Genomic DNA, 25180 nt, shown 5'->3' on the forward strand with positions numbered 1-25180 from the left:
CCATCCAGACATGACATCACCACTCTAAGCTGTCTTGCCAAGGAATTGGGGGGCCTCTAGCGCAAGGCCTGACCCTTGTTATCGAACCTGTGAATCTGGCCCACCTCAGGGGAAATACCAATCTTATCGCCAACCTTCACGGTGGGAGACCCTGCCATACGCACGACAAGAGCCCCGGCTGCTTCCGAGCGCACGTGGACATGCGTCTCCGCACCGAGGTGCTCGATCAGTTCGACACAGCCCGGCCATGCGCCATCACCCTCGACGATGCGAAGATGTTCCGGCCGCACGCCTATCGTCGCCGCGCCATGGGCCGACGCAACCTCGCCTTCAATCCTGTTCATGCGTGGCGCGCCAATGAAATCGGCGACGAACAGATTGGTCGGGCGCTCGTACAGTTCCTGCGGCGTGCCAACCTGTTCGATCCGCCCCTGGTTGAGAACGACAATCCGGTCTGCCATCGTCATCGCTTCCACCTGGTCATGCGTGACGTAGATCATCGTGGCTTTGAGCTGCTGGTGCAGCTTCATGATCTCAAGACGCATGCTTCCTCGCAAAGAAGCATCGAGATTGGAAAGTGGCTCATCGAACAGAAAGGCGGTGGGATGACGTACGATTGCCCGTCCGATCGCCACGCGCTGACGCTGGCCGCCGGAGAGTTGCGACGGTCGGCGCTCAAGGAACTGCGTGAGATCCAGGATCCTCGCGGTGTCCTCTATCTTGCTGTCGATCGACGCCGGCGCCTCGCCTGCCATTTCAAGCGGGAAGGCCATATTCTGCCGCACGGTCATGTGCGGATAGAGCGCGTAGGACTGAAACACCATGGCAAGACCACGCTCGCCGCAGGGCGTCGTCGTCACGTCCTTGCCCTCGATGCCTATACGACCGCCGCTGCTTTCCTCGAGCCCGGCAATAAGCCTCAGGAGGGTGGACTTGCCGCTGCCCGAAGGACCGACGAAGACGATGAACTCGCCCTCGGCGATCTCGAGGTCGAGCGGCGGGATGACCGTGAGCGGGCCGAACTTCTTGGTGATCCCGTCGAGTTTGATGTGAGCCATTGTCACTCCGATTTGGCCTTGCGCCCGGCTCAACCCTTGACCGCACCAGCGGTCATAGATCCGGTCAGTTGTTTGTAGATGAGCATACCGAGCACGGCCGGTGGCAGTGCCCCGAGGATCATCACAGCCGAGGCAACGCCCCATTGCACGCCGCCACCGCTGGCGGAAAAGAAGAAGGATGCGCCGACGGTCACCGGCACGGCCTCGCGCGTGGTCAGCATCAGGCCGAAAAGATACTCATTCCAAGCGGTGATGAAGCCGAAGGTAAAGGCGGTGACCACGGCCGGCCGGATAAGCGGACTCACGATGCGCCGCAGGATCACGAAGGCGCCGGCACGGTCCATACGCGCCGCCTCGTCGATTTCTCCAGGCATATCTGCGATCGCGTTCACCATCATCATCAGGCTGAGCGGCAGGTTAACGATAGTGAGGATCAGACCGAGACCAAGGCGCGTATCGAGCAGGCCGACGAACTGGAACATCATGTAGAGCGGGATAGCGAAGACGACCAGCGGTACAGCGCGCAGGTTCGCAACCAGCGGAAACAGATGCCGGCGGCCCGCGCCGGTGCGCACTATCGCGTAGGCAGCCGGCACCGTCAGGAGGAGCGCCAGGACGGAGCCGATCAAGGCCGCGACGGTACTGTTCAACAGATAGGCATAGATATTGAACCGGCTCGTGTCGGTCAGAACCTTGGCATAGTTCGCGAACGTCGGGGCCTGGATCAAAAGGCCCGGGTTCATAGCGATTTCCCTGGCGCCTTTGAACGAGGTGATCAGGGTAACAATCACCGGGAAATTCATCGCAAAGGCTGCGATGGCGAAGACGATCCAGCGGAGCACGTTCATGCGGCAGCTCTCCGCTGACCCAGCCGGGAGTGCAGCAAGGCGCCACCATAAAGAAGGACGAGCGAGGCAAGGAACAACAGCGCCGAAGCAGCGACCGCCTGGCCAATCTGGCCGCCCTTGAAGAAGGACTGGTAGATATAGATGGACAGCGACATGGTCGAGCCGCCGGCTCCAGCTCCGGTGAGTGCAAAGACGTTGTCGAAGACGCGAAAGCCGTCGATGAAACGAATTCCAAGCGCGATCGCGATCGTCGCCTTCATCATAGGCAGTTCGATCCGCCAAAAGATCTTCCAAGCACTGGCTCGGTCCATCGCGGCCGCCTCGCGAATTTCCGACGGAATGGAAATATATGCGACGTGAAACAGCAGGAACGCAAAGGGTGTCCACTGCAGCACCTCAACCACCACCAGCGTCCAGAAAGCGTTGTTGGCGTCAAGGAAAGCGGGGCTCGTTCCGAACCACAATGTCAGGTAATGGGGCAACGGACCGGCAAACTCATGCAGCACAAGACGGTACATCAGGCCCACCATGGAGGCCGCCACCATCATCGGGAGCATCAGGATCGCCATGGTCCAACCGTGGCGGCTGACGATTGGCGACAGGAATATGGCGAGCGCCAGGCCCAGGCTGCATTCGATGACGGCAGTTAGCACGCCGAAACGCAATGAGAACCAGCTGGCCGCCCAGAACTCGGGATCGATGAGGACCTCACCGAAATTGCGCAAACCCACGATTTCAGGCGCGCGCATAGTTTGGAAGGTCACGTCCGACAGCGAATAGACGATGTTGACCAGGGCAGGAAAACTCAGGAAAACAAGCAAGAAGACGACGAGCGGCGTCAAGAGAAGCCGGCCTTCGCGTTCTGTGGTGTCGTAGGCTTCATGTCTTCCACCAGGCGTTGCCCGGGCGCCTGCACGCCCGGGCGTTGAGTGCTATTTCAGCAGATCGGTCATGCTGGTGGTGGCGGCAGACAGCGCCTCATCGAGGCTCTTCTGACCAGCCCAGTAGGCGGTGAACTCCTTCGCCTGGACTTCGTATATGGAAAGAGCATTGGCCGACGTGGCGCCGTTCATGACGTAGCCATAGCTGCCCGCGAACTCGCCAAGTTTGACGAGATCCGGACGTTCTGCGGCAATCTTCTCAACAACCGACGGTGAAAGCGCCGGCGAACCGCCAGCCTTTGCATAGGCCAGTACCGCATCTTCGGAGGCCAGCCACTTGAGGAAGCGTACCGCACCCTCCTTGTGCTTGGAGTTCTTGTTGAGGCCAAGGCCGAGGCCGTGGATGTGGTCCTTGCGGCCCTCCGGTCCGGCAGGCGGAGCCACCACAGCTGTGTTTTCAGCAACGCCGGGGGCTGTATCAGGGTTCATGAGTTCACCGGCGGCAGCATTCCACTGCAGTGCGGTCGCGACCTGGCCCGAGGTCCAGGCGGCATTGGTCTCCGGATACTCGTAGCTCAGGGAGTCCTTCGGTGTCGCACCCGCGTCATAGAGCTTCTTGTAGAGTTCGAGACCGGCACGGTATGCGGGCGAATCGACCGTCACCTTGCCGGACGCATCCATCCAGTCGGCGCCATAGGCGCGAGGCAGGGACTGAAACACCATCATGTTGAACAGAAGGTTCTTCATCTGCAGCACGGTGCCGTAACGGACCGGGCTGTCCGGGTTCACCGACTTGGTGAAGTAGAGCGCGGTCACGGCCCAGTCATTCCAGGTCCATTCGTCGGGCGCTTTGGGTTCGAGTGCCTCGCCCAGATACTTCTGGGAAATCTCCGCAAACTTCGTCTTGGCGCCCTCGTCGGACATGAGCGCGTCGATCAGATCCTTGCGGTAATACATGAAGTGCAGCGACAGGTCTGTCGGCACGCCGTACTGCTTGCCTTCGAACTGCATGGTCTCAAGGATTGGCTTACCGAAAACCTTTTCGGCATCCGCGCCCAAGTCGACCGGTTCCATAAATGGGGCATAGCGCCCAACGGAATAGGTGGCGATCAGGTTGATATCGAAGGCGTCCGAGCCGGCGGCCAGATCGGCCTGCAGCTTGTCATAGAAGCCGTCGCGATTGAAGAACAGAAGCTCGACCTTGTCGTCATCGGCCACGTCTGGAAGCGCGTTATAGGCTTCCACCGCGGCTCGAAGAGCGGTCTCTTCCGACCCGCCCGGCCAGCCGAGTACGGTCACTTCGGCCGAAGCAATCCCAGGGATCGCGGTGGCCGAGAGGAATGCCGCCAAACCGGCGGCCATCAGGCTGCGCATTTTCGTCATGATACTCCGTCCCTTCTAGAGGTTGATTAGGTTCTTCTTATTGGTTGCTGCCAAATCGGCCATCCCGACGATCCCTGCCTTTGGCCCCAGGGTCGCCGCCTGCAATACCGGCACAGCGGATGGACCGATGGCTGCGATCTCAGCCCGGACCCTATCCATGAATCCGGTGGCGAGGCCTACGCCACCGCCAATGACGATCCGCGCGGGATCGATCGCCAACTGAATGTCGCAGCATAGCCGCGCAAAACGCTGCACAACGCCACCGATGATTTCAAGCGCCCAGCCCTCGCCACCATCGGCCGCAAGAAAGACATCCCTCGGCTCGCAATCATGGCCGAGGCGCTTGGCTTCGGAAGCGATCCACGGCCCACAGATCCGGCTTTCGCGTGGCAACTGACCACCTTCCGGATCGTGCATCTGACCAAAATGGCCGGCGATGCCGCGCAACAACCGCCCCTCTGAGACAATGCCGCCACCGAGGCCGGTGGAGAGTGTTATGAAGACGAGATCGCTGCGGTCGGACGTCGCCTTATACTCACCCCATGCCGCGGCCTGTGCGTCGTTGACGACCACGGCCGGAACGCGGAAGAGTTCGGCAGCCCGAGCTTTCAGAGGGAATTCACCCTCGATGCCGAGGGTAGCTTTATTCATGGCCCGCCAGCGGCCGTCGCGGACCGCTCCGGTCACGGCTATGCCAACAGCCTGGTAGCGGCCGGCCCAGGTCGCTGTCGCCGCGGCAACCGCCTGCAGCCAACTTTCGGGCGATCCATTTCGGTCAGTCGCAAAGACCTTGGTATCGAGAACCTCGTCCGCCTGCACGAGCGACGCCATAATCTTGGTTCCGCCGAGGTCGACGGCGAGCACGACTGGGGCCGCTGTCGGAGCATAAACCTCGTCCAGGGCCTGTTTGAACCATGCGGTAACGTGTTCCGTTCGGGTGATGGCGGAGCCGACAACGACGCAGGTGGCGCCGGCACGCGCCGCAGCCTGGGCCTGTTCCGGAGTGCGTATGCGACCTTCGGCGATCACGTTCGAGGTCAATTCGCGAAGACCTGCGAGAAGATCGATATCGGGATCTGTCGGCTCCGGTCCTCCCGTGTAGCCGGACATGGTGGAGCCGACGAAATCGACGCCCGCGGCAAGGGCGCGACGCGCATCCTCGACACAGCTTCAGTCGGCCATGGAGAGCTTGCCGGCTTTACGAACGGCCTTTGCCAGCTCTTCCACCGTCGCCGGGCGCACCCTGTCGGTTGCATCGAATGCAATGATATCGGCGCCGGCCTGCGCCAGATCCCTGACGTCATCGAGAAAAGGCGTGATACGTACCGGGCTGTCATCGAGGTCGCGCTTGATCAGGCCAATAATCGGCGCATGAGTGGCTGCGCGAACTGCAGAGACATATCGCACCGACTCGATACGAAGCCCTGCAGCACCGGCCGACAGCGCTGCCAATGCAAAACCGACCACATAGGGGCTGTCGTCCATAGCGCCGCCCGGCACGGGCTGGCATGAAACAATAAGGCCGTTCTTGAGCATTTCAGCAAGCACGTTCACACCATACCTTTCGACCGGGCAACGCTAAGCGAAATAATACCAGATGACAACCAGTATTGGATCTTGTGCGCAAACTGGTGCGCAAGCCGCCTCAACAGAATTGAAAGTTCATGCTATTCTTTCGAAAAGCACCCCGCGAACGCCCAACCAAACTCGCACCTTCAACGAGGCCGCATGTCACTGAGCCAGAATCCGTCGCATGAGAACGAAGGCACGGCACATCAGGGTGATCCGCTTCTCGATCGCCTTGCCGCCAGCCTGAGCGAAGCGGAAGACCACTCGCCTATCTACATGCGGCTCGCCATGGCGCTCACAGACGCCATCGATGGCGGGCAACTCAGCCGCGGGCGCAGCCTGCCAAGCGAGCGACTGCTGGCGGAACGGTTGAATATCTCCCGGGTCTCCGTACGCCGTGCGATTGCCGAGCTAGAAAGCGAAGGCCGCGTCAGCCGCCGCCATGGTGCCCGGACCGTCGTACAGACACGCGTGCGCAAGGACCTCCCCAACCTCACGGGTTTCTCCGACGACATACGCGCGCGCGGCATGGAGCCAAGCTTCTCCTGGATCTTCCGCGGCGCGGTCGTCGGCTCCCCGCAGGAAACGATGGCACTTGGCCTGCCGGCGCAGACAGAGGTTATCCGCCTGGTACGGGTACGCCTAGCCGACGGCACACCCATCGCACTGGAACGAGCCGCGGTACCGAAATCCATCCTGCCGGACGCCATGCTGGTCACTGACTCTCTCTACAAGACCCTCGCGTCTCTCAATGCCATGCCGCATCACGGCTTCCAGCGCATTCGCGCCGACGTCATGTCGCCGGCGGAGGCGGAGCTCCTGCAGGCTGCACCCCTGACGCCGATGCTGGTTGCCGACCGACGCTGCTTCCTCGAGGACGGTCGCGCGGTCGAATTCACGGAGACCCGCTATAACGGCAAGGTCTACGATTTCATCTCCGACCTGCACATCTAGTTCCACAGCTCTCTCATTGAACCAGTTTAATACCACATGGCCTTTTGACTTCCAGCCTCACGGCGCCTCGTCCAATTTCACACGCAGGCCAAGCGGAGCCGGAAAGACTTACCGGTGCGAACCACCTCTCACGTGGGCGTCGTCTTTCTCCCGAAATGACGATTGAAGGAAACGTCGGGAGCGACAAATTAGGCAAGACCGCCGCATCTCCTATTGCGGCGCAAGCCTTATGATATCGATATCGTTCAAGGAGACGCCTCATGACCGCGCCGCACCCGCCGAGAACACATATCGGCAATCATGCCCTTCATCCCGAAACGCAGATGCTGAACTATGGCTACGATCCCGAGCTCTCCGAAGGAGCGGTCAAGCCTCCCGTCTTCTTGACCTCAACCTTCGTCTTCAAGTCCGCCGAAGACGGCCGGGACTTCTTCGACTATGTCTCGGGCCGCAAGGAGCCGCCGGATGGCAAGGCTGCCGGCCTCGTTTATTCGCGCTTTAATCACCCAAACAGCGAGATCGTCGAGGACCGTCTGGCCATCTACGAGCGGACGGAAAGCTGCGTGCTGTTTTCCTCAGGCATGTCAGCAATTGCAACCACATTGCTCGCCTTTGTGCGCCCCGGTGACGCCGTGCTGCATTCGCAACCGCTCTACGGCGGTACCGAGACGCTTCTAGCCAGGACGTTCCTCAATCTCGGCGTTTCGGCGGTCGGATTTGCTGATGGCGTCAGTGAGGCATCGATAAAGACTGCCGCAGCGGAAGCCATGGCGAAGGGCCGCGTCTCGGTGATCCTCATTGAGACGCCCGCCAATCCGACCAACAGCCTTGTCGACGTCGCGATGATCCGCCGGATCGCCGATGAGATCGGTGAAAAGCAGGGCCACACGCCCATTATCGCCTGCGACAACACGCTGCTCGGCCCGGTCTTCCAGCGGCCAATCGAACATGGGGCAGATATCTCGCTCTATTCGCTGACGAAATATGTCGGTGGACATTCAGACCTGATCGCCGGCGCAGCACTGGGCCGCAAGGCCGTGATGAAAGCGGTCAAGGCACTACGCGGTGCGATCGGCACGCAGCTCGATCCGCATTCATGCTGGATGCTCGGCCGGTCGCTGGAGACACTGCAGATCCGCATGGAGCGGGCGAACGAGAATGCCAGGGCCGTGGCCGATTTCCTGCGGGACCATCCGAAGGTCGAGAAGATCCACTACCTGCCTTACAACGATCCGGGATCTCCGGCCGGCCGCACCTTCGCAGCCCAGTGCAGCGGCGCCGGCTCGACCTTTTCCTTTGATATCAAGGGCGGCCAACCGGCCTCGTTCCGATTCCTGAACACGTTGAAGATCTTTAAGCTTGCCGTCAGCCTCGGCGGGACCGAGTCACTGGCATCGCATCCGGCAACCATGACGCATTCGGGTGTGCCGGCAGACGTGCGCCAGCGCATCGGCGTGCTTGAATCGACGATCCGGCTCTCCATCGGCATCGAGCATCCCGACGATCTGATCGCCGACCTCACAATGGCGCTGGACGAAGCCTAAGAGCAGGCCACGTCAGACTGCGGCAACCGTCTCCCGCTTGTCATCGAGGAGGAAGTGCACCACGACATATTTCGTCGTGTGCTGCCGGCCACTGTCCGAGGTACTATCGACGGTTCCGCCGTCGGCTGGGTGCCATTTGTGATAGTGGGGATTGTTGGCAATTAGCGTGATTGCCTTGCCGGCAAATTTGCCGTCAAGCTGATAACGCGCCTCCGCCAGCGGCCAGATGCGCTCATAATCCTCCTGCGCCATGCGAACCTTCAGAGCCCGGCGACTGGTCGCTTCCTGCGGCCCATCCTCTTCGGATACGACGGCTGGAACATCCAGCGTCACTTCCTCGGCATCGTCCAGGATGAAGTTGAACTGATCGGGCCACATCCGCTTCATGAATTTGCTCCTCCCAAGCTTTTCGTCGGTTCGTCAGCAAAATGTAACGCGTCTGGCGCGGGAAGCAACGCACAATACTGACGCACCGCACATCGACATGGAACCGCAAGTGCTGGTTTCGATGGTGCGCAGACATTGATCATCAGCGCAAATCGGAGCGCCAGTGCGTTCGTCGGGGCTTTGGGTGGAAAAAGATGTCTCCTCAAGAAAGATGAGCCGCCAGGGCTTGGGAGGGTCGAGGTTCCTGGCGGCTCGGCAGCCGGGCCTAGATGTCCTCGTCGCCGCCAAAATCGAAATCGTCTGCGGGTGCTTCAATCTCGGGTTCAACCGCAGGCTCCGCAGCCTGGGCTTCATCGCCACCCATCATACCCATGATTGCGTTGCCCAGCAGCACGCCACCCGCGACGCCCATGGCCGTCTGCGCGGCACCCGCAAGGAAACCGCCGCCGGCACGTTGTTGCATCGCGGCATTCTGACCCTGGCTCTGGCCACCCCATGGTGACTGGCGACCATTACCGGACGGCTGCTGCATCGACTGCGTCCGCTGCTGTGGAGCAGCGTTGTTGCCGAACACGGACGAGAAGAAGCCCCCGCGCTGCGGCTGTGCATGGGATGTATTTGCTTCCAGTTCCTCGATGCGGCGCTGGGCAGCTTCGAGCGCCTGTTCCTGAACGACAATGGTCTGCGCCATGAAATAGGGAGCGGCTGGCTGCTGGCTGATACGCTCCTGGATGAAGCGTTCGGACTCCGCATCGCGCGGGCCGTTTTGGCCTTCGACATGGGCAAGCTTGGAAAACAGGCCGTCGATGGCCTGCTGGTCATTGCGGTCCATAAGAAAACTCCTTGAGTATGGAAGTGCATTCCTGTTGCGCTGGCCGGCCGGGCGCAGGGCGAGCAACAGCGAAAAGGTGTCGGCGCAAAGCGCAGGCTTCAAGCGCGGCGCTCAATGCGAACCGACCCTGCGCATGCAACGGAGGCAAAACGGTGTTTTGAGGCAAACTGGCTGGACGTCATCAAGCTGATCGTCAACCTGAACCCGGTCGATGCCACCTCCGAAAAGCAAGGTGGTGAGAGAAGTCATTGGCATGCTCATGTCCGTATATACGGAACCGCCCGCAGCTTTATTCCGTCACCGTCGCTTTAATTGATAGATAAATGCCGATCTGCAGGTCGGGCACAGCGACGAAGATCGGCATGAAGCGTTTGGCCGCAATCTTCCGTAGTCATCGACACGAAGTCATTGCTCCAGATTCAATGCCGCCCTGATTGTACCGTCGTGAGATCCCACTCAGGGTTCAACGGAGACGCACGTGTTCCATCCGGAACCCGAGGCCAATCAGGCGACCGGCGAGATGGGAGAGGATGGGCCAACGGGCGATGCCGCGAATGAACGCCGGCGGACCTTTCCGCTTTTCGTCAATACCCTGGTCATTGCGGCGACTGCTTCGCATCATCAATTGCAGCTTCTGCGTTGCCTTGGTCGGAAAGGCTCTCCGCTTTTCCACCGCTGCAAGATCTGCGTCGGAGAGAGTTCCATCCCGGAGCCGAGTGGCAAGGATATTGGCCGTCGCGACCGCATCCTGGATGGCAAGATTGACACCAACGCCCCCGATGGGCGACATCGCATGGGCCGCATCCCCGATGCAGAGAACTCCCGGCCCCCACCAGCGCGTCAGCCTGTCGATGCGAACGGTCAGCAGACTGACATCCTCGAAGCTTTTGATTTCCCGGGTCCGTTCCGGCGGAAGCGGTGATATCTCGTTGACCATCTGGCGGAAGGCTTCGATCCCGGACGCGCGGATCTGGGCATAAGTACCCCGGCGCACCACATAGCCGCATTGCCAGTAGGCGCCGCGATCCAGCAGAACGAGGCCCTGCCGTGGCCCGCCATGCCCCATAGCCTCGGCCGGATCTCCCGGCTGGCGGCCAAGCTTCATCCAGAGTACTTCGCTCGGAACTCCGAAGTTCTCGACGTGAAGGCCGGCCTTTTCCCGCACAATGGAATTGCGGCCATCCGCGCCGATGACCAATTGCGACCGGATCGTCAACGGGCCTTCAGCGGTATCGACAACGAGCCCACCGACGCGCCCGGCTTCCTTGACCAGATCAGTGACTTTGGCCTGCATGACCAGCCGGAAACTCGGATAGTCGCCAGCCTTTCCCGCCAGAAAATTCAGGAAATCCCATTGCGGCATGAAGGCTATGAACCGGCTCTTCACCGGCAGGCGGGAGAAGTCGGCAATCGTGACGCTACGTCCACCGATCTCCGCGGAAAGCTTCGGGGCCTTGGTGTGCGGCAAAGCCAGAAATTCATCCAGAAGGCCAAGTTCATGCACGACCTCCAATGTCGAGGGATGGATCGTGTCACCTCGGAAGTCCCGAAGGAAATCGCCGTGCTTCTCGACCACGACAACGTCAACACCGGCGCGAGCCAGAAGCAGGCCGAGCATCAACCCGGCCGGACCAGCACCAGCGATGACACAACTCGTTTGAAGATCGTCAGGCATGGTTCCGGTCATCCGCTCGGCGTGCAGGAAACGCCGGGATCGGCCTCACCCATTCGAAGGTCATATAGAGTGGCCTCCCGACCTTTCGTCCACCAGACATATCGCCCGCCGTCATATTTCGCGCCCGAAGCGGCCATGACGTTGGCTGCGACGACAACGTCTTCACCCATGGCCAACACCGCAAGCGAGACCGATCCGGCATTTATGTATTGCGCTGAGACCCGTTGGCCGCCGCATTCATACTCGGCGCGGACAGTTTCCACCCTTGTATCGGCGGGGAGCTCGATCCTGATATCCTCTGCGCCAGCGGACAGAGCTAGCCCGAGCACACCGGCAAGGACGGCTCCCGGCAACATCATTCGCATCATGACATTCTCCCTCTCCTGTCTTCAGCTACATGCCGAGTTCTAGATTTAGGGCCCCGGACATGCGAAGGAAACCGGCTCTTGTGAGCCGTCGCTTTCGGTTATAGACCAGCGACACTTCGAAACGAGGAACCTCATGGCCGCCGAAAAACGACGTATCAGCATCCTCGGCTCCACGGGCTCCATCGGCGTCAACACTCTTGACGTCATCAACCAGCTCGGCGGCCGCGACGCGTTCGACGTTCAGGCGATCACCGGTAGCAGCAACATCTCGCTGCTCGCCGAACAGGCGCTCACCTCAGGCGCCCGCCTTGCCGTGACGGCTGACGAAAGCCGATATGGCGAGTTGAAGGAAGCACTTGCCGGCAGCACAACCGAAGTGGCAGCAGGACGCGAAGCACTGATCGAGGCCGCCTCCAGAGAAGCGGATTGGGTGATGGCCGCAATCGTAGGCATCGCAGGGCTTGCCCCGACCCTCGCGGCGGCACGACGCGGGGCCGATATCGCGCTCGCCAATAAGGAATGCCTGGTTTCGGCAGGCGAACTGTTCGTCAATGCGGTCGCAGAGGGCGGAGGTCGGCTGATTCCCGTCGACAGCGAACACAGTGCCATCTTCCAGTCGCTGGAGGACGACCAGCATCACGCGGTGGAGCGGATCGTGTTGACCGCTTCCGGCGGCCCTTTCCGCACCTGGACGCGGGACAAGATGAAGGGCGTCACAGCCGATATCGCTCGTGCCCACCCCAACTGGTCGATGGGATTGAAGATCTCGATCGGCAGCGCCTCGATGTTCAACAAAGCGTTGGAGATGATCGAGGCGAAGCATCTCTTCAACCTACGGCCGGAACAGATCGAAGTAATCGTCCATCCACAGTCCATCATCCACTCGATGGTCGGGTACACGGACGGTTCTGTCCTGGCACAGCTCGGCTGCCCGGACATGCGAACGGCGATCGGCTATGCGCTGACCTATCCGAACCGGCCAAAACTCGATGTGGAGCGGCTGGATTTCGCCAAGCTCGCCCGGCTGGACTTCGAAGCACCCGACGAGGTCCGTTTCCCTGCTTTGAGGCTTGCCCGGGCGGCGCTCCAACGGGGAGGAGCCCAGGGCGCGGTGATGAACGGCGCGGAGGAGACTGCCTTTCAAGCCTTCTGCGAGGGGCGCATCGGTTTCCTCGCGATGGCCGATGTCGTCGAAAGGGTCATGGACGACATGGTGATGTTTCCTGCCGCCACCGACATGGAGGGGGTCTTCGCCGCCGATGCCGAAGCTCGCCGTCTGGCTGCCGAAGTCATCACCAAAACGGAAATGGCCGCATAAAAGCGGCCATTCTTCTGTCAGTCAGCGTTGCCGACCAATCATGCCACGGCGCGAGCGAGCGCACAGCGCGCCCAGAGCTGGTGCAGCGAACCCACCAGATGCTCCAGATCGGCATCCGAATGCAGCGGCGTCGGTGTTATGCGCAAGCGTTCGGTCTTGCGCGGCACCGTCGGGTAGTTGATCGGCTGGACGTAAATGTCGTACGAATCAAGCATGATGTCCGAAATCCATTTGCATTTCGCCGCATCGCCAACCATCACCGGAACGATGTGGCTCGGATTGGGTATGTGCGGGATACCGCAAGCATCGAGCAGCGTGCGAAGCTTCTTGACGCGCTCCTGGTGACGGACACGCTCGAAAGGGCTCGCCTTTAGATGCCGGATCGAGGCGATTGCGCCGGCAGCAAGCGTCGGCGGCAGGGCCGTGGTGAAAATGAAGCCAGAAGCGTACGAGCGGATAAAATCACACAGGGCCGCGGAGGCAGCGATATAGCCGCCCATGACGCCGAATGCTTTGCCGAGCGTACCCTCGATGATGGTCAGCCGATCCATCAAACCTTCGCGTTCGGCGATGCCGCCACCGCGTGGGCCGTACATGCCCACCGCGTGAACCTCGTCCAAATAGGTCATCGCGCCGTATTTGTCGGCAAGATCACAGATCTCCTTGATCGGCGCAATATCGCCATCCATCGAGTAGACGGACTCGAACGCGATCAGCTTCGGTGCATTGGGATCAGCGGCGGCGAGCTTCGCTTCAAGATCGTTCAGATCGTTGTGCTTCCAGATCACCCGCTCGCACTTGGCGTAACGAATACCCTCGATCATCGATGCGTGGTTCAGCGCGTCAGAAAAGATGATGAGGCCGGGTATTTTCTGGCCAAGCGTCCCAAGGGTTGCCCAGTTGGAAATGTAGCCTGACGTAAAGACGAGAGAGGATTCTTTACCGTGAAGATCGGCAAGTTCCTGCTCGAGGCGAACATGATAGTGCGTGGTACCAGAAATATTCCGGGTGCCTCCCGCACCCGCGCCACAGTGATCGATCGCCTCTTTCATGGCATCGATCACTGCCGGATGCTGGCCCATGCCGAGATAGTCGTTGGAACACCAGACCGTAACTTCCTTGGGACCGTCCGGGGTGTGCCGCGTGGCGCGCGGAAAGCTGCCGCGATGCCGTTCGAGATCAGCAAACACACGGTATCGGCCCTCGTTATGAAGACTGTCCAGTTCGCTTTTGAAAAATGCCTCGAAATCCATGTCACACTCCAGAACCGTGGTGGTTTTGGTTTCTCGCTCGCTTTTCGTCAACCCCGTAGATTGGAATTAATCCAGACTGCGGCAATTGGACGTTCTTTCGAACGGTTCCAAGCTTGGAGTAGCCCGTTCGCGAGGCCACGAACTTGATCCACGTCAAGCAGGGAAGGAAAAGAACGCTCCCCCTTCCCTGTCTGTTTTAGCCGGCTGCAATGACTGCGCGTTTTGCCATCACCTTTACGAGGTTGGCGCGATATTCGCCGTTCGCATGCATATCCGTCAGCATGTCTCGTGCATCGACCGCTGCCCCGGCGACGGCATCCGGAGACCAGGATGCTGCCAGCGCCTCCTCCATGCCGGAGTGCCGAAACACGCCATCGGCGCCGGCGCCGGCAACTGCAACCCGAACACCGTCCGCACGCCTGGCAACGAAGACACCGGCCAAGGCATAGCGCGAAGCGGGATTGGCGAACTTTGCATAACCCGCCTTTTCCGGGGCCTCGAACGTGACGCCGGTGACCATCTCTCCCTCTTCGAGTGCTGTTTCGAACAGTCCTGCAAAAAAGTCGTCCGCGGAAAGCCAGCGGCGGTCCGTGATGATCGTCGCTCCAAGGCCAAGCATGGCGGCAGGATAATCGGCGGCGGGATCGTTATTGGCGATCGAGCCTCCAATCGTCCCCATGTGCCGGACATGCGGGTCGCCGATCTTGCCGGCGAGGTCGCAGATCGCGGGACAAATTGCACGCAGCGCAGAAGAGCCAGCAACTTCCGCGTGGGGCGTTGCGGCGCCGATGCGCACGTTTCGACCGTCCACCGAGATCCCGTGCAGATCCGCGATATGCCGCAAGTCGACGAGATCGGTAGGCGCCGCCAGCCTCTGCTTCATCGTGGCGATCAGTGTCATGCCACCGGAAAGGTAGCGTCCTTCGTCGTGCTGACCTTTCAGCTTGACGGCCTCCTCGACCGAGGAAGCGCGATGATAGCCTGTTGCATACATGTCCGTCCCTCCTCAGTGAGCTGTCTGTAATGCCTGCCACACCTTCATCGGCGTCGCGGGCATGGTGAGGCTATTGTCGCCGATCGCGTCGGTGATCGCATTCATCAGCGCCGGTGGGGAACCGATGGCGCCCGCTTCGCCGCAGCCTTTGACGCCCAGAGGATTGCCAGGGCAAGGCGTATTCTGGTGGGACAGCTTGAAGAACGGAAGATCGTCCGCCCGCGGCATTGCATAATCCATGTAACTGGCCGTCAGCAGCTGGCCAGTTTCGCGATCATACTTCACATCCTCGAGAAGCGCCTGGCCGATGCCCTGCGCCAGCCCACCGTGAACCTGTCCTTCGACGATGAGCGGATTAATGATGTTGCCAAAATCATCCGCGGCCACGAACTGGATGATTTCCGTCTTGCCTGTCTCCGGATCGATCTCCACTTCGGCAATGTAGCAGCCCGCCGGAAATGTGAAGTTGGCCGGATCGTAGAAGGCAGTCTCCTTCAGCCCCGGCTCCATGCCCGAGGGCAGGTTATGTGCCGTATAGGCGGCCAACGCCACCTGGAACCACGGCACCGTCTTGTCGGTGCCGGCAACCTTCAGCTCGCCATTCTCGATGACGATATCGCTCTCGTCGGCCTCCATGAGGTGCGCAGCGATTTTCTTTGCCTTTGCCTCGACCTTGTCGAGCGCCTTGACGACGGCCGACATACCAACGGCACCGGAACGAGAACCATAGGTTCCCATGCCCATCTGCACCTTGTCGGTATCGCCGTGGACGATGTTGACGCTGTCTATGGAGACCCCCAGCCGGTCGGCCACAACCTGCGCGAAAGTTGTCTCGTGACCCTGACCATGGCTGTGCGAACCGGTCAGTACCTCGATCGTGCCGACCGCGTTCACACGCACCTCGGCCGATTCCCACAATCCGACGCCGGCACCGAGCGAACCCACCGCCGCCGACGGCGCCAGACCGCAGGCTTCGATATAACAGCTCATGCCGATGCCGCGCTTCTTGCCGCGTGTCTCAGCCTCGGCTCTTCGTGCGGAGAAGCCTTTCCAGTCGACGGCCTCCATGGCCGCATCAAGGGATGCCTCATAGTCACCGGCATCGTAATTCATGATGACCGGCGTCTGGTGCGGGAAGCTGCGGATAAAGTTCTTTCGCCTCAGTTCTGCCGGCGACAGTCCAAGCTCTCGTGCAGCCGTTTCCATCGTGCGCTCGAGAAGATAGGTGGCCTCCGGACGCCCCGCCCCGCGATAGGCATCGACAGGAACGGTGTTCGTATAGACCGTCCTGACATTGGCATGGATGGCCGGGATCGCATATTGCCCGGAAAGCAGCGTCGCATAGAGGTAGGTCGGCACGCAGGACGAGAACAGGGACATGTAGGCGCCGAGATTGGCAATCGTGTCCACCTTCAACCCGATGATCCGATGATCCGCATCGAAGGCCATCTTCACCTTGGACACATGATCACGGCCATGCGCATCCGTGAGGAATGCTTCCGTGCGATCAGACACCCATTTGACCGGGACGCCTGTCTTCCTTGATGCCCAGAGACAGACGATCTCTTCCGGGTAGATGTAGATTTTCGAGCCGAAGCCGCCGCCGACATCCGGGGCAATGACACGCAGCTTGTTTTCCGGCGCAACATTGTAGAAGGCGCTCATCACAAGACGCGCCACATGCGGGTTCTGGCTCGTGGTGTAGCAGGTGTAGTGATCGTCGCCGGTATCGTAGATGCCAAGCGTCGCGCGCGGCTCCATCGGATTGGGTGACAGCCGGTTGTTGTGAATCTCGATCTCGGTGACATGCGCCGCCGAAGCGATCGCCTGATCGGTGGCATCGGGGTCGCCTATCTGCCAGTCAAAGATCAGATTGCCGGGCGCTTCCGGGTGAAGCTGAGGCGCCCCAGCTTCGAGTGCGACCAACGATTCAGTCACGGCTGGAAGCTCTTCATAGTCAACAACCACCGCCTCGGCGGCATCGCGTGCCTCCGCAGAACTGTCGGCGACGACAATTGCAACGGCATCGCCGACATAGCGGACCACCTCATGAGCGAGCGGCCGCCACGCTCCCATCTTCATGGGCGAGCCGTCCTTCGAATGGATCATCCAGCCGCAGATCAGGTTGCCAATGCCGTCTGCCTGGAGTTGCTTGCCATCCAGCACGTCGATGACGCCGGGCATTGCCTTGGCTGCGGAAACATCAATGCTGCGAATTCTCGCATGGGCATGCGGACTGCGGACAAAGAAGGCATGCTTCATGCCCGGTACGGACATATCGTCCGTGTATCGCCCCTTGCCGGTCAGAAAACGCTTGTCCTCCTTGCGAGTGACGCGCGCACCAATTCCTTCAACACCCATTCTCATCTCCTCCCGGGAAACAACTGGATCTTCGTTTGGAGGTGAAGGCAGCAAGCGGCGGACTCTTGGCCACCGGTCAGGTTCTGCCTGTCACCCGTGCATCACTCGGCAGCCTGACGGCCGGCCTGCATTTCGGCATTTGCGGAAAGCACTGCCTTGACGATGTTGTGGTAGCCGGTGCATCGACAGATATTGCCTTCCAGCTCATGGCGCACCGTCGCCTCGTCCAGCTTCCCGCCGTGCCGGTTGATCATGTCAACCGCGGTCATGACCATGCCGGGAGTACAGAACCCGCACTGTAGCCCATGATGCTCCTTGAATGCCGCCTGTACCGGATGAAGCTCGCGTTGCGACGACAACCCCTCGATCGTCGTGACGCTGGAACCGGATGCCTGAACGGCCAGGATGGAACAGCTCTTCACGGATTTGCCGTCCATATGGATGACGCAGGCCCCGCATTGGGTCGTATCGCAACCCACGTGCGTTCCGGTCAGTCCAAGTTTGTCACGTATGAAATGAACCAGCAGCGTGCGCTCCTCGCACTCGCCGCTCACCGTCCGGCCGTTAACCGTCAGCGTCACTTTCGCCATAGCGCTCCTCCTTGTGTCTCCTCCAGACACGAGGACATCATTTTCTTTTTTGCCGATCCAAGCAACTGATTAGTTAAGGGGGGAAATCCGCCCGGTTCCGGGCGATCAGATGGGCTGCGGCATCCTTGATTTTGTCAAGAATCTCGACCGCTTCGCGGGAGCAACATCTGGACATCCCAACAGCGCCGGCTATTGTTTCAATCGATGCGCTGTCCGGAAGCCGTGGGCGAAGGGGTCGCCGCCAGCACTTCAACATGTTGGAAATCCTGGAGAGAAACCCATGAAGAAAGCGCTTGTACTCCTGTTGACGGGCTTGACGCTCGCAAGCTGCACCCAGACGGAACAGGGCGCGACGATTGGAGCAGGGACCGGTGCCCTCATTGGCGGGCTTGCAACCGGCAACGTCCGCGGCGCAGCAGTCGGTGCAGCGATTGGCGGCGTGTCCGGCGCCTTGATCGGCTCCGTCGCCGAGCAGCCCGGCCAGTGCTATTACCGTGACCGCTACGGTCGCCGCTACATCGATGATTGCCCTCGTCGCTAATGGTTGCACCGCGCAGCCATTGTTGCCCCGGAGCCAGCTCCGGGGTTTTTTCCCTTCTCAACAGCTCCTAAAACCTCAAAAAAGATATTCTTATCCGCAGTTTGACGCTACATAGTCGGGCGAGGCTGGCCACAGGATGCTTGCATAGGCGAACGAACCGATAGTGCGAATGCGTAGATCAGGAACAGAGGCAGTCGGCATCAAGATGCCTCGACGCGCTGCGACGCTTGCAGCATCTGCCGTCATTATCGCCCTTGCCTGGGCGCCGCAGGCGCATGCACTGAAGCTCTTCGGGATCAACCTCTTCGGCAGCGAGGAGGAGACAATCGAGGTCATCAATCCTGTCCGCTATGATGCTACGCTCAACACAGGCGATGCGGGCAGTGATCTTGCCAAGCGACTGGAAAATGCCGCCTCGCTGGTCAGCGACGAAAAGCAACCCGCCTCTGGCGATCTTGGCATCGTTATCAAGGCGCGCGAAGACCGTGACCGTCTCATCGCCGTGCTCTACGAAGAGGCCCGATACGGCGGGATCGTCCAAATCAGCATTCAAGGCACCGACCTCGACAATCTCCCCCCAAATCCCACGTTCGATCACTCCCAACCGGTGCCGGTGGCTATCAACATCATACCCGGCCCCGAATTTACGCTCGGCTCCGTCCTGTTCGAGGGCGATGCCGCTGGACGCGACCCGGCTACTTACGATCTTGTCGCAGGCGGTGCGGCGGGTTCTCGCGTCATTATCAAGGCAAGCGAGCAACTCCTCATCGATGTGAAGGGTGAAGGAAAGCCCCTCGCACGGCTGACTGACCGGGAGGTGACTGCCGATCACCGGACACGCACCGTCGATGTCGTTATGGGCGTTGTCAGCGGGCCGGAGGCGGACTTCGGCGAAGTGACGGTTAAAGGATCACGGACGGTAAAGGCTGATTTCATCAGCCGTTACTCCCGGCTGGACAAGGGAGAACGATACTCCCCGGAGCAGCTGAGAAAAGCGTCCGAAAGATTGCGGGAACTTGGTGTCTTCTCGAGCATAACCATCCGCGAGGCTGAGGCTCTTGCTCCGGACGGTAGCTTGCCGCTGACGATCGAGGTGTCGGAAGGGAAGCATCGCTACTTCGGCTTCGGTGCGGAGTATTCCTCCCTCGATGGTGCTGGCGTCCAGGGCTACTGGGGACACCGCAACCTCTTCGGAGAAGCGGAATCGCTACGGATCGAAGGCAAGGTGTCCGGCATCGGCGCCACGACAGACGTAACGACCTTCGACTACTCCGCCGGCATCATCTTCACCAAGCCCGGCGCCTTCGTGCCGGAGGCGACGTTCGAATCACGCCTTGAAGCCAAGAGCGAGACGCCTGATACCTACGAGGCTCAGACCATCATCGGCTCGGCTGGATTATCCTATGAATTGAACGACACCGACACGCTGAAGGGCGGCGGCGAAATCGCCTATATTCGGGCGGACGACGCGTTCGGGGAAAACGAGTACCTGACCTTCAGCATCCCGGTTGCCTTTGAACGCGACGCTCGCGACAACAAGCTCGATCCGACAGAGGGCTATTGGGCAACCGTGAGCGCCAAGCCCAGCTATGAAGCTTTCAACGGCAGCGTTTTCTCGTCATTCGAAGGATCGCTGTCGGGCTATCTCGGCTTGGGCGCGGAAGACAACATCGTACTGGCCGGAAAAGTGGCAGCCGGCACACTGATCGGCGCCGACCAACTGGTGGATGTCCCCGTGACCCGCCGCTTCTTTCTGGGTGGTGGCGGCTCCGTGCGCGGCTATTCCTTCCGGGAGATCTCACCGTATAATGACGAAGATGAAGCACTTGGCGGCCGCTCATACGCGCTCGCTTCCTTTGAGGTGCGCGCTAAATTGACCGATAGTATTGGTATAGTACCCTTTATCGACATCGGGACGGTATCAACCGAAATCGTGCCTGATTTCTCGGATATACGCGCTGGCGCGGGCATTGGCATACGATACGCGACGCCCTTCGGCCCATTGCGCCTGGATGTCGCGTTGCCACTACGGAAGTATGACGGTGGCAGTGATTACGGTATTTATGCGGGCATTGGACAGGCATTCTAGTTGGGTTGAGCAGTCGACCGAGAGGTAAAGACGTAGGTATGACGTTGATGGTTCGCCTGTTGAAATGGGTCGCCCGGTTCGCGTTTGTCGCGATTGCGATCTTGCTCGTCATGGCTTTGGGCGTGCTCCTTTTTGTCGGCTTGACGCCTGTGGGCGGCCGCATCGCAGCCGAGCGCATTGCGAATATCGTCTCTACGCCCGACCGTGCGATCAACTTCTCACGTCCCGAAGGTCTCTTGAGTGGCGACCTTCGCATCGCCTCCCTCACCTTGTCGGATGAAAAAGGCCCGTATGCCGAAATTGGCGACATCCACGTCGACTGGTCGCCATCCGCGCTCCTTCGCGGCGTGTTCCGAGCAGAAAACATATCCGTCGGCAACGTCGATGTTCTGAGGGCTCCGGTTCCATCAGGCACACCCACGCCTTCGACCACCGGATCCAGACCAGGCTTTTCGCTTCCTGTAGGCCTTCGCGTCGCGCAGATTGACATGCCGAACATCAATCTGGCGCCATCGCTCACGGGCCGAGGCTTCTCGCTCGCCCTGAAAGGCTCGGTGGACGCTACCGGCCCGAACATCACACTCGATCTCGAAGCTCATCGCAAGGATGAGCCAAGCGCGCGCGCCGTTGCAGATGTTGTCTACGCTCCGGCGGATAACCAACTGTCGGTGAATGCATCGGTGTCCGAGCCTCAGGGCGGCCTGCTCGCCCGCCTCCTTCATCTCCCCGGCGCGCCGGCTGTGGACCTGGCGCTTGAGGGCTCAGGGGCCCTTTCCAACTGGGGCGGAAAGCTGACCGGTAGCGTCGCTGGCGCTCCAGTCATCGCGGTCGATGGCAAGCACATGATGCTTCCTGATGGCAGCCGCAGCGTTGAAATTATTGGCGGCGGTCAACTCGCTGCGCTCATGCCGCCCTCCCTGCGCCCGCTCTTCGAAGGCACGACCGACATCAATCTGGCAGCAAACGTCAACCCGGCAGGACGAATCGGCATCGACAACGGGAAGATCACGACAGGTGCCGTGAATATTGTCGCCTCGGGTGTTTGGAACCCGGCCGGAGACAATAGCCTTACAGCAAGCCTGAACGTGGCCAACGGCCCGGTCAGCATTGTCTGGCCAATCTCAGGTCACGACAGCCGTTTCACGGTCGAAACCGTCAACTTCACACTGAACGGCGCCGCCACGTCCGCGCGCTTCAATGCAACGGCTGCACTTGCCGCTGCCGAACTCGCCCAGGGCCGGTTCGGGCAGATAAGGCTCCAGGCCGAAAGCGAAGACCTCAACCTGGTGCAGAAATCTGGCAGCGTGCGCACCCGCCTGACGGTCGCAGAAACCGATTTCACCAACGAAGAACTCGATCGTGTGATCCGGGGACCGGTGACCCTCGACGCGCCGTTGCGCCTCGATCTTCCCGCCATCGGCCTCGACGCAGCCACACTCGACAGTGCGCGTATCAGCGGCACCGTCAGTGGAGCCTATAATAGCGCCACGCAGGATGTGAACGGAAACTTCCGGATCACTGCGGCGCCTGAAGCCCTGCCGCCTGCGCTCGCAGCAAAGTTCGAAAAGACGATCATGGCGGAAGGCTATCTTCAGCGAACGGGTGGCAACCACCTGAAGCTCGAAAACCTTGTGCTGAAATCCAGCGCGGTCGAGGCTCACGGAAGTGCCACGCTGGACGAGAACCGGCTGCAGGCTCGTCTGGCAGGCCGCGTTCTGGAACTCCGCCGCTGGATTGCAAACGCCGAGGGCGCCGCCGGTTTCGATGCTTCCGCGGAAGGCCCTGTCGATGCTTTGTCGATCAATGCGGTCATCAATGCAGCAGAGGCCCGCCTCGCAGGAAAGTCTCTCCAGGATCTGCGGCTGACCGTCGAAGGAACTGCCGACCGGCAATCGCCCAGCGGCAAGCTTAGTGCAACCGGAATGATCGAGGGGCAGCCCCTCAAGATCAATGCGGACCTCGTCTCTTCGGAGGGTCGCACTTCCGTACCGGCAATAGATGCCGAGGTTGGACCGAATCGACTGAATGGCGCCCTGACATTTTCACCCGATTTCATGCCCGAGGGCAGTCTGACGTTCGACTTCCCCGATGTCTCTCTGCTCGCCGCGCTGGCCGCGCAGCAGGCCAAGGGTGATCTTCGAGGGAGCGTGACATTTGCAAACGACAACGGGCGCACATCGGCCATGGTCCAAGCTTCCGGCAACGGCCTTGCGCGCGACAACGTTGCGATCGCAGAACCTCGTATCGATCTGACTATTCCTGACATCAAAGCCCTCGCTGCGGACGGAACTGTGAGGGCACGCCGCATTGGAACCGAGACTGCTGCCGTTGAGGCGCTCGCGCTCGACTTCGATTATCAGGAAAACGGTACCCGGCTTGATCTCAACGCGCAGTACGACAATGCGCCGCTTACGGCGGTCGCGACCATTCGTACGGGCGAACAGCTTGCAATTGACCTGGAGAGCTTTAGCGCAAAACCTCGTAACATTCCCGTTCAGCTGGCCGGTCCCACCACTGTCGTTGTCCAAAACGGCAACGCCAGTCTGTCCGACCTCACCCTCAGCACCGGCAATGGTCGAATCCGTGTAACGGGCACAGCAGGTCAGACGCTGGATCTGCGAGCAGAAATTCAATCCCTGCCAGCGAGCCTGATCAACACTTTTGTACCGGCACTCAATGCTGCGGGCGCAATTTCCGGGACGATCGAGGCCGAGGGGTCGCTGGCGGCTCCAGTGGTGCGCTATGATCTCGAGTGGAATGACGCACAGCTCCAACAGACCCGCCAGGCGGGCCTGGCACCGGTGCGGATACAGGTCGCGGGCAGCTATTCCGACAGGACGGTTGCGCTGGACAACACCCGCCTGTCAGGGGCAGACGGCTTAAACCTGACAGCGGCCGGACGAGTCATCCTGAACGAGAACGGCCCCCCGACGCTCGATATCAACGCGGATGCGAAATCTATTCCTGCCAGCCTTGTGAACGCATTTGTCCCGGGTCTCGGCGCCCGTGGAAAAATCACGGGAACGGTAACGGCTGCCGGAACGCCTCAGGCTCCCGCCGTGCGCTATGACCTGACGTGGTCCGATGCGGCCGTCAGCCAGACGGCCTCCGCCGGACTTTCGGCGCTGCAGGTTCGGGCAAGTGGCGAGTATCGTGACAATGCGGTCACGCTCAAGACCAGCCTCTCCGGCCAAAGCAATCTCTCCCTCTCGGGTGGAGGAACGATTTCGCTACAGGGTCCGAAGTCGCTGGATCTCAAATTCGACGGACAAATTCCATTCGCAATCCTGGCCGGGCAACTATCCAGCCAGGGCTTGATCCTCGAAGGTACAGGCACTGTTGACCTTGCCATCGGCGGCACGGCGGCAGCCCCTTCAATCACCGGGAGCGCATCCTCGTCGGCGGCACGACTGATCGACGTCCGGCGAAACCTGGCCATAGAGAACCTCGCCGCCAACGTAACGTTCAACGGCACGCAGGCCACAATCAGCAACCTTTCCGGCAATCTCTCGACCGGTGGCCGGGTTTCCGTAACCGGGACAGTCGGCATCACTCCCGGGTCCGGCTTCCCCGCCGACCTGTCGATTACTCTTGCTGAGGCAACTTATGTCGATGGCACACTATTTGCCGCAACCGCCAATGGCACCCTCACCGTCACGGGGCAACTAACAGGAGGTCCCGTACTCGGTGGCCGCCTGACGCTGACCGAAGCATCGGTCACGGTTCCGGCCAAGCTGCCCACCTCCCTTACGGAGATACAGGTCCGCCACCGAAATCCGCCACCGGATGTCGTTCGGCAGTTAGGTGCAATTACCCCTCAACAGACAAGTGGATCAGCGCGCCCGCTCGCTCTGGACCTGCAGATCAGCGCGCCGAATGGCGTTTTCATCCGCGGCCGTGGCATCGATGCTGAACTTGGCGGCGATCTCGCAATCGCCGGCACCGCAGCCGCTCCGCAGGTGTCCGGCGCCTTCGAGATGCGACGAGGGCGCATTGTGATCCTTACAAAGCGTCTTGACTTCACGTCAGGCGAAATCACCTTCGGCGGAGGTCTTGTTCCGGTTCTTGACCTGGAAGCGACGACGACATCGGCGCAGACAACCATCACAGTGAATGTTACCGGCATCGCTAACGATCCCGACATCACCTTCGCTTCCGCTCCGGCCCTACCCCAGGACGAAGTACTCGCACGCCTGATTTTCGGGCAATCCATGTCTCGGCTGTCACCGCTGCAGATTGCCCAATTGGCCGATGCGGTCGGCCAACTTGCCGGGGGTGGTTCGACTTCCCTTCTCGATACACTTCGCAGCAATCTCGGCGTGGACGATCTCGACATCAACACCGACGAATCCGGACAAACCACAGTCTCCGTCGGCCGTTATATCAATAACCGAACCTACCTGCAGGTCGAGCAAGGCGGCGCTGACGGCGCACGGGCAACAATCAACCTCGACGTGGGTCGTGGAGTGAAGCTCAAGGCGGGCGCCGGCACAGAAGGCGGATCTGCCGGCATCTTCTACGAGCGCGAGTACTGA

The 25180-nt window shown here is 60.5% G+C and carries 19 protein-coding genes and 1 pseudogene; 6 read left to right on the top strand and 14 right to left on the bottom strand.

All coding sequences use genetic code 11. The features are described 5' to 3' along the window. Window positions 1-56: 56 nt before the first annotated feature. The 6 genes and pseudogenes from LH464_RS07490 to LH464_RS24800 form a co-directional block, all read right to left on the bottom strand. Window positions 57-1058: an ABC transporter ATP-binding protein gene (locus tag LH464_RS07490; protein ID WP_226785757.1), complete on the bottom strand. Its 1002-nt coding sequence runs from the start codon at window positions 1056-1058 to the stop codon at window positions 57-59. Between the two features lie 29 nt (window positions 1059-1087). Next, window positions 1088-1906 carry a carbohydrate ABC transporter permease gene (locus tag LH464_RS07495; protein WP_226785758.1) on the bottom strand — a complete coding sequence of 273 codons (819 nt, stop codon included), beginning with the start codon at window positions 1904-1906 and terminating at the stop codon, window positions 1088-1090. Then, a complete protein-coding gene (locus tag LH464_RS07500; RefSeq protein ID WP_226785759.1) occupies window positions 1903-2748 on the bottom strand; it encodes a carbohydrate ABC transporter permease in 846 nt (281 codons plus the stop codon). The genes LH464_RS07495 and LH464_RS07500 overlap by 4 nt, the downstream gene beginning before the upstream one ends. Window positions 2749-2838: 90 nt before the next feature. After that, a complete protein-coding gene (locus LH464_RS07505; RefSeq protein ID WP_226785760.1) occupies window positions 2839-4170 on the bottom strand; it encodes an ABC transporter substrate-binding protein in 1332 nt (443 codons plus the stop codon). Between the two features lie 15 nt (window positions 4171-4185). Beyond that, window positions 4186-5034: an ROK family protein gene (locus tag LH464_RS24795; protein ID WP_390624945.1), complete on the bottom strand. Its 849-nt coding sequence runs from the start codon at window positions 5032-5034 to the stop codon at window positions 4186-4188. 42 nt (window positions 5035-5076) lie between these two features. Beyond that, window positions 5077-5706: pseudogene (locus LH464_RS24800) on the bottom strand (N-acetylmannosamine-6-phosphate 2-epimerase); the annotation flags it as partial. Window positions 5707-5898: 192 nt separating this feature from the next. Here LH464_RS24800 and LH464_RS07515 point away from each other — a divergent pair. Together LH464_RS07515 and LH464_RS07520 are read left to right on the top strand one after the other, a co-directional pair. Then, on the top strand, window positions 5899-6693 hold the full coding sequence (locus LH464_RS07515; RefSeq protein WP_226785761.1) for a GntR family transcriptional regulator: 795 nt from the start codon (window positions 5899-5901) through the stop codon (window positions 6691-6693). Between the two features lie 260 nt (window positions 6694-6953). Further along, window positions 6954-8237, top strand: coding sequence for a cystathionine gamma-synthase family protein (locus tag LH464_RS07520; RefSeq protein WP_226785762.1), 1284 nt, complete (start codon window positions 6954-6956; stop codon window positions 8235-8237). A 12-nt stretch (window positions 8238-8249) separates the two neighbouring features. Here LH464_RS07520 and LH464_RS07525 read toward each other — a convergent pair whose 3' ends face one another. The 4 genes from LH464_RS07525 to LH464_RS07540 all read right to left on the bottom strand — a co-directional run bounded on the left by LH464_RS07525 (window position 8250) and on the right by LH464_RS07540 (window position 11499). Beyond that, entirely contained in the window at window positions 8250-8615 is a 366-nt protein-coding gene (locus LH464_RS07525; protein WP_226785941.1) for a hypothetical protein, read from the bottom strand. 274 nt (window positions 8616-8889) lie between these two features. Then, on the bottom strand, window positions 8890-9456 hold the full coding sequence (locus LH464_RS07530) for a DUF2076 domain-containing protein (RefSeq protein ID WP_226785763.1): 567 nt from the start codon (window positions 9454-9456) through the stop codon (window positions 8890-8892). Window positions 9457-9919: 463 nt separating this feature from the next. Next, the gene (locus LH464_RS07535; RefSeq protein ID WP_226785764.1) at window positions 9920-11131 is read right to left on the bottom strand and encodes an FAD-dependent oxidoreductase; all 1212 of its coding nucleotides are present in this window, start codon (window positions 11129-11131) and stop codon (window positions 9920-9922) included. Between the two features lie 8 nt (window positions 11132-11139). Then, the gene (locus LH464_RS07540; RefSeq protein WP_226785765.1) at window positions 11140-11499 is read right to left on the bottom strand and encodes an MliC family protein; all 360 of its coding nucleotides are present in this window, start codon (window positions 11497-11499) and stop codon (window positions 11140-11142) included. A 133-nt stretch (window positions 11500-11632) separates the two neighbouring features. Between LH464_RS07540 and dxr the strand changes: the two genes are divergently transcribed. Next, window positions 11633-12817 carry a 1-deoxy-D-xylulose-5-phosphate reductoisomerase gene (gene dxr / locus LH464_RS07545; RefSeq protein ID WP_226785766.1) on the top strand — a complete coding sequence of 395 codons (1185 nt, stop codon included), beginning with the start codon at window positions 11633-11635 and terminating at the stop codon, window positions 12815-12817. Between the two features lie 38 nt (window positions 12818-12855). Here the strand turns inward: dxr and hemA are convergent, their stop codons facing one another. The 4 genes from hemA to LH464_RS07565 all read right to left on the bottom strand — a co-directional run bounded on the left by hemA (window position 12856) and on the right by LH464_RS07565 (window position 18015). After that, the gene (gene hemA, locus LH464_RS07550) at window positions 12856-14070 is read right to left on the bottom strand and encodes a 5-aminolevulinate synthase (protein WP_226785767.1); all 1215 of its coding nucleotides are present in this window, start codon (window positions 14068-14070) and stop codon (window positions 12856-12858) included. A gap of 196 nt (window positions 14071-14266) precedes the next feature. Next, the gene (locus tag LH464_RS07555; protein WP_226785768.1) at window positions 14267-15064 is read right to left on the bottom strand and encodes an FAD binding domain-containing protein; all 798 of its coding nucleotides are present in this window, start codon (window positions 15062-15064) and stop codon (window positions 14267-14269) included. 12 nt (window positions 15065-15076) lie between these two features. After that, window positions 15077-17425 (bottom strand): xanthine dehydrogenase family protein molybdopterin-binding subunit, encoded by a 2349-nt coding sequence (locus LH464_RS07560; protein ID WP_226785769.1) that lies wholly within the window; start codon window positions 17423-17425, stop codon window positions 15077-15079. A gap of 101 nt (window positions 17426-17526) precedes the next feature. After that, the gene (locus LH464_RS07565; protein ID WP_226785770.1) at window positions 17527-18015 is read right to left on the bottom strand and encodes a (2Fe-2S)-binding protein; all 489 of its coding nucleotides are present in this window, start codon (window positions 18013-18015) and stop codon (window positions 17527-17529) included. 280 nt (window positions 18016-18295) lie between these two features. Here LH464_RS07565 and LH464_RS07570 point away from each other — a divergent pair, with 280 nt between their 5' ends. The 3 genes from LH464_RS07570 (at window position 18296) to LH464_RS07580 (ending at window position 25180) form a co-directional block, all read left to right on the top strand. Further along, window positions 18296-18556 (top strand): YMGG-like glycine zipper-containing protein, encoded by a 261-nt coding sequence (locus LH464_RS07570; RefSeq protein ID WP_226785771.1) that lies wholly within the window; start codon window positions 18296-18298, stop codon window positions 18554-18556. Window positions 18557-18725: 169 nt separating this feature from the next. Beyond that, window positions 18726-20645 carry an autotransporter assembly complex protein TamA gene (locus LH464_RS07575; RefSeq protein ID WP_226785772.1) on the top strand — a complete coding sequence of 640 codons (1920 nt, stop codon included), beginning with the start codon at window positions 18726-18728 and terminating at the stop codon, window positions 20643-20645. Window positions 20646-20683: 38 nt separating this feature from the next. Beyond that, window positions 20684-25180, top strand: a complete 4497-nt coding sequence (locus tag LH464_RS07580; RefSeq protein ID WP_226785773.1) for a translocation/assembly module TamB domain-containing protein — start codon at window positions 20684-20686, stop codon at window positions 25178-25180.

The sequence above is a fragment of the Pseudorhizobium xiangyangii genome (genome assembly GCF_020531965.1).
GTDB classification, from domain to species: Bacteria; Pseudomonadota; Alphaproteobacteria; order Rhizobiales; family Rhizobiaceae; genus Neorhizobium; species Neorhizobium xiangyangii.